The sequence below is a fragment of the Cetobacterium sp. genome (genome assembly GCF_048470075.1).
In the GTDB taxonomy this organism is placed as follows: Bacteria; Fusobacteriota; Fusobacteriia; order Fusobacteriales; family Fusobacteriaceae; genus Cetobacterium_A.
This window is the reverse complement of record NZ_DBGBQB010000390.1, coordinates 1-2,905: the sequence shown is the minus strand read 5'-3', so window position 1 is coordinate 2,905 and position 2,905 is coordinate 1. Positions and strand designations below refer to the sequence as shown.

The 2,905-nt window shown below is 30.1% G+C and carries 4 protein-coding genes; all 4 read left to right on the top strand.

Features of this window, described 5'->3' with window-relative positions:
- The first annotated feature begins 42 nt into the window (after positions 1 to 42).
- Complete coding sequence (locus ACMOUI_RS13600) at positions 43 to 195, top strand: hypothetical protein (RefSeq protein WP_418966232.1); 153 nt, start codon at positions 43 to 45, stop codon at positions 193 to 195.
- 90 nt (positions 196 to 285) lie between these two features.
- The gene (locus ACMOUI_RS13595; protein ID WP_418966231.1) at positions 286 to 1,134 is read left to right on the top strand and encodes a DUF2156 domain-containing protein; all 849 of its coding nucleotides are present in this window, start codon (positions 286 to 288) and stop codon (positions 1,132 to 1,134) included.
- Positions 1,135 to 1,146: 12 nt separating this feature from the next.
- Positions 1,147 to 2,565 (top strand): leucyl aminopeptidase, encoded by a 1,419-nt coding sequence (locus ACMOUI_RS13590; RefSeq protein ID WP_418966230.1) that lies wholly within the window; start codon positions 1,147 to 1,149, stop codon positions 2,563 to 2,565.
- A gap of 51 nt (positions 2,566 to 2,616) precedes the next feature.
- Positions 2,617 to 2,905 (top strand): GNAT family N-acetyltransferase (locus ACMOUI_RS13585; protein WP_418966229.1); only part of this gene is annotated, 289 nt, incomplete at its 3' end.

The window sequence follows — 2,905 nt, the reverse complement described above, 5'->3', positions numbered from 1 at the left end:
ATATGAAGTAGATATAAAAAGTAAAGAGCCGGAGGAATAGTTATGAAAAAAATTGTTATTTCTCAAAAATTTCAAATTATATTTATATTGATATTATTGACTTATCTTATTGTAATTTTATTTGAAAAAGATATTAATAGTTTTGATGATTTAGAAAGAATACTTCTTTTTAGAGAATTTAGATTACATATGTAAGGAGTCAGAGGTTTTCTGACTCTTTTTAATTTGACAGCAAAGCTTTATTAGTATATACTTGCAATAGTATATTAAGGCGGTGTAGAATAGATGAACTGGAAAAAATTGACAATAGATAGTAGAGATGAGATTCAAGAATTTTTAAAAAACAAATTTGAAACTTCAGATATGAATTTTACAAATCTTTTTTTATGGAGTTTTAGTGAAAACATTCAATATGCGGTTAATGAAGAGATTCTTTATATAAAAGGTTTCTATGAGGGAGATGAATATTATTTTTCTCCTGTTTCAAAGGTTGACAATGAAGAGAGTATTGTAGCTGCAATAGAAAAAATTAAAGAAAAAGATGGAAGAATAGTCTTTATTCCAGAAAAATATGCGGAGTTTTTAAGGGCAGATTTTGAGATTAAGGAGGAGAGAGATTCTTTTGATTATATCTATTTACAAGAGGATTTAGCAGAGTTAAAGGGAAGAAAATTTTCTTCAAAAAAAAATAAAGTGAATAAATTTAAAAAAACATATAATTTTACATATGAAAAGATATCTAAAGATAATATAGAAGATATAAGAGTTTTTCAAAGAGAATGGTCTGAGAATAGAAAAGGGGATTCAATTATAGTTTCTGAAACTATGGGTATAGAGGAGATTCTTAACAATTATGAGAGATTGGAGTTAAGAGGTGGTATAATTAAAGTTGATGGAAAGATAGTGGCCTATGCCATTGGAGAGAAGTTGACAGATAGTATGGGAGTTATACACATAGAGAAAGGAATTTTTGATTATCAAGGAAGTTATCAAATGATAAATATGTATGTTGCAAAAGAGGAGTTTTCCGACGTTGAGTTTCTAAATAGGGAAGATGACTTTGGAAGTATAGGATTAAGAGAAGCAAAACTATCATATCAACCGATAAAATTTATAAAAAAATATAGTTTATAGAGGAGGAGTGGCATGTTTAAAGTTATTAACAAAATAGAAAAAGGGTATGAATTAAATGTAACATTAGTATTTGAAGATCAAGTGAAAATTTGCGAATATGCATCCGCACAAAATAAGGAATTGATAGAAAAATTAATGAAGAAAAAAGAGTTCACAGGGAAAAAAGGTGAAGTTTTAAAAGTTGAATTTTTAGAGGGAACATATCTGATTTCAATGATTTTTGTTGGTATGGGAAAAGAGGAGTCATTTAATTTAGATATATATAGAGAGGTTATGTTTGATGTTCTATCTAAAGAGAAGGGAACAGTTTTAATATCATCTGAGAATGAAGCTCTATTAGATTATAACGTGTTGGGTGAAATTGCATCTAATATAAACTATAGCTTTGATACATTTAAAGAGAAAAAAGATGAGGTTTTAAATATAGAGTTATTTATCCCTGGAGAGGAAAAAGATTTTTCTGAAACAGTTTTTCTAGGAGAAGCAACAGATATAGCTAGAGATTTAGTGGATCAACCAGCAAATATAATAAACCCAATAACACTTTCTGAAAAAGCCATGGAACTTGGAAAAGAGTATGGATTTGAAGTTGAAGTTTTAGATGAAAAAGAGATTGAAAAACTTGGAATGAATCTTTTATTAGCTGTTGGAAAAGCTTCAATAACAAAACCAAGATTAATTGTTATGAGATATCTAAATGGAAAAGATAACGATGAAAAAATAGGTCTGATTGGAAAAGGATTGACATATGATACTGGTGGACTTTGTATAAAACCAGCAGATTCAATGTTTGAAATGAAGAGTGATATGGCGGGAGCAGCATCCGTGATAGGTGCTATGTGTGCAATAGCAAAGGGAAAATTGGAGAAAAATGTTATTGCTGTAGTTCCAGCTTGTGAAAATGCAATAAATGGAAATGCTTATAGACCTGGAGATATTATTAAATCTATGAATGGTAAGAGCGTTGAGATTATAAATACAGATGCAGAGGGAAGATTAGCTTTAGCAGATGCAATAACATACGCTATAAGAAATGAAAAAGTGACAGAGGTTGTAGATTTAGCAACTTTAACTGGAGCTATACTTGTAGCTTTAGGAAATATAACAACAGGAGTATTTTCAAATAGTGATGAAAAATACGCTATGTTAGAAAGAAGTAGTAAGTTATATGGAGAAAAAGTTTGGAGAATGCCAATATATGATGAATACAGTGAACTTTTAAAATCTACGGTTGCAGATATAAAGCATACAGGTGGAAGAATGGGAGGTTCAATAACAGCCGCTAAGTTCTTAGAAAGTTTTGTAGAGGGATTGCCTTGGATACATATGGATATAGCGGGAACTGCATTTAATAGCGGTATTAAATGGTTTAAAAAGGGTGCGACAGGTGTAGCAGTGAAGGCCCTATATAGTTATGTAAAAAATAGATAATAAAAAGGTGAGAGTTTCTCACCTTTTCTTATATAGGATAGGTGATTAATAGTGATAAAGAATAAACTAAAAGATTTGTGGAAAGATCTCTTTAATGATGAAGCGGAATATATAGATTGGTATTTTAATAATATATATAAAGAGGATACAACAAAGCTATATACCAATAACGATGAAATCTATGGGATGTTGTTTGAAAATAAATATCATCTATCAGTTGGAGATGAAAGATTTTTGGGAAGGTATCTTGTTGGTGTCGGAGTAACTCCTGAGCATAGAGGAGAGGGGATTATGAAAAAGCTTCTTTTGGAGAGTTTAAATGAAGCTTATAGATATGGAG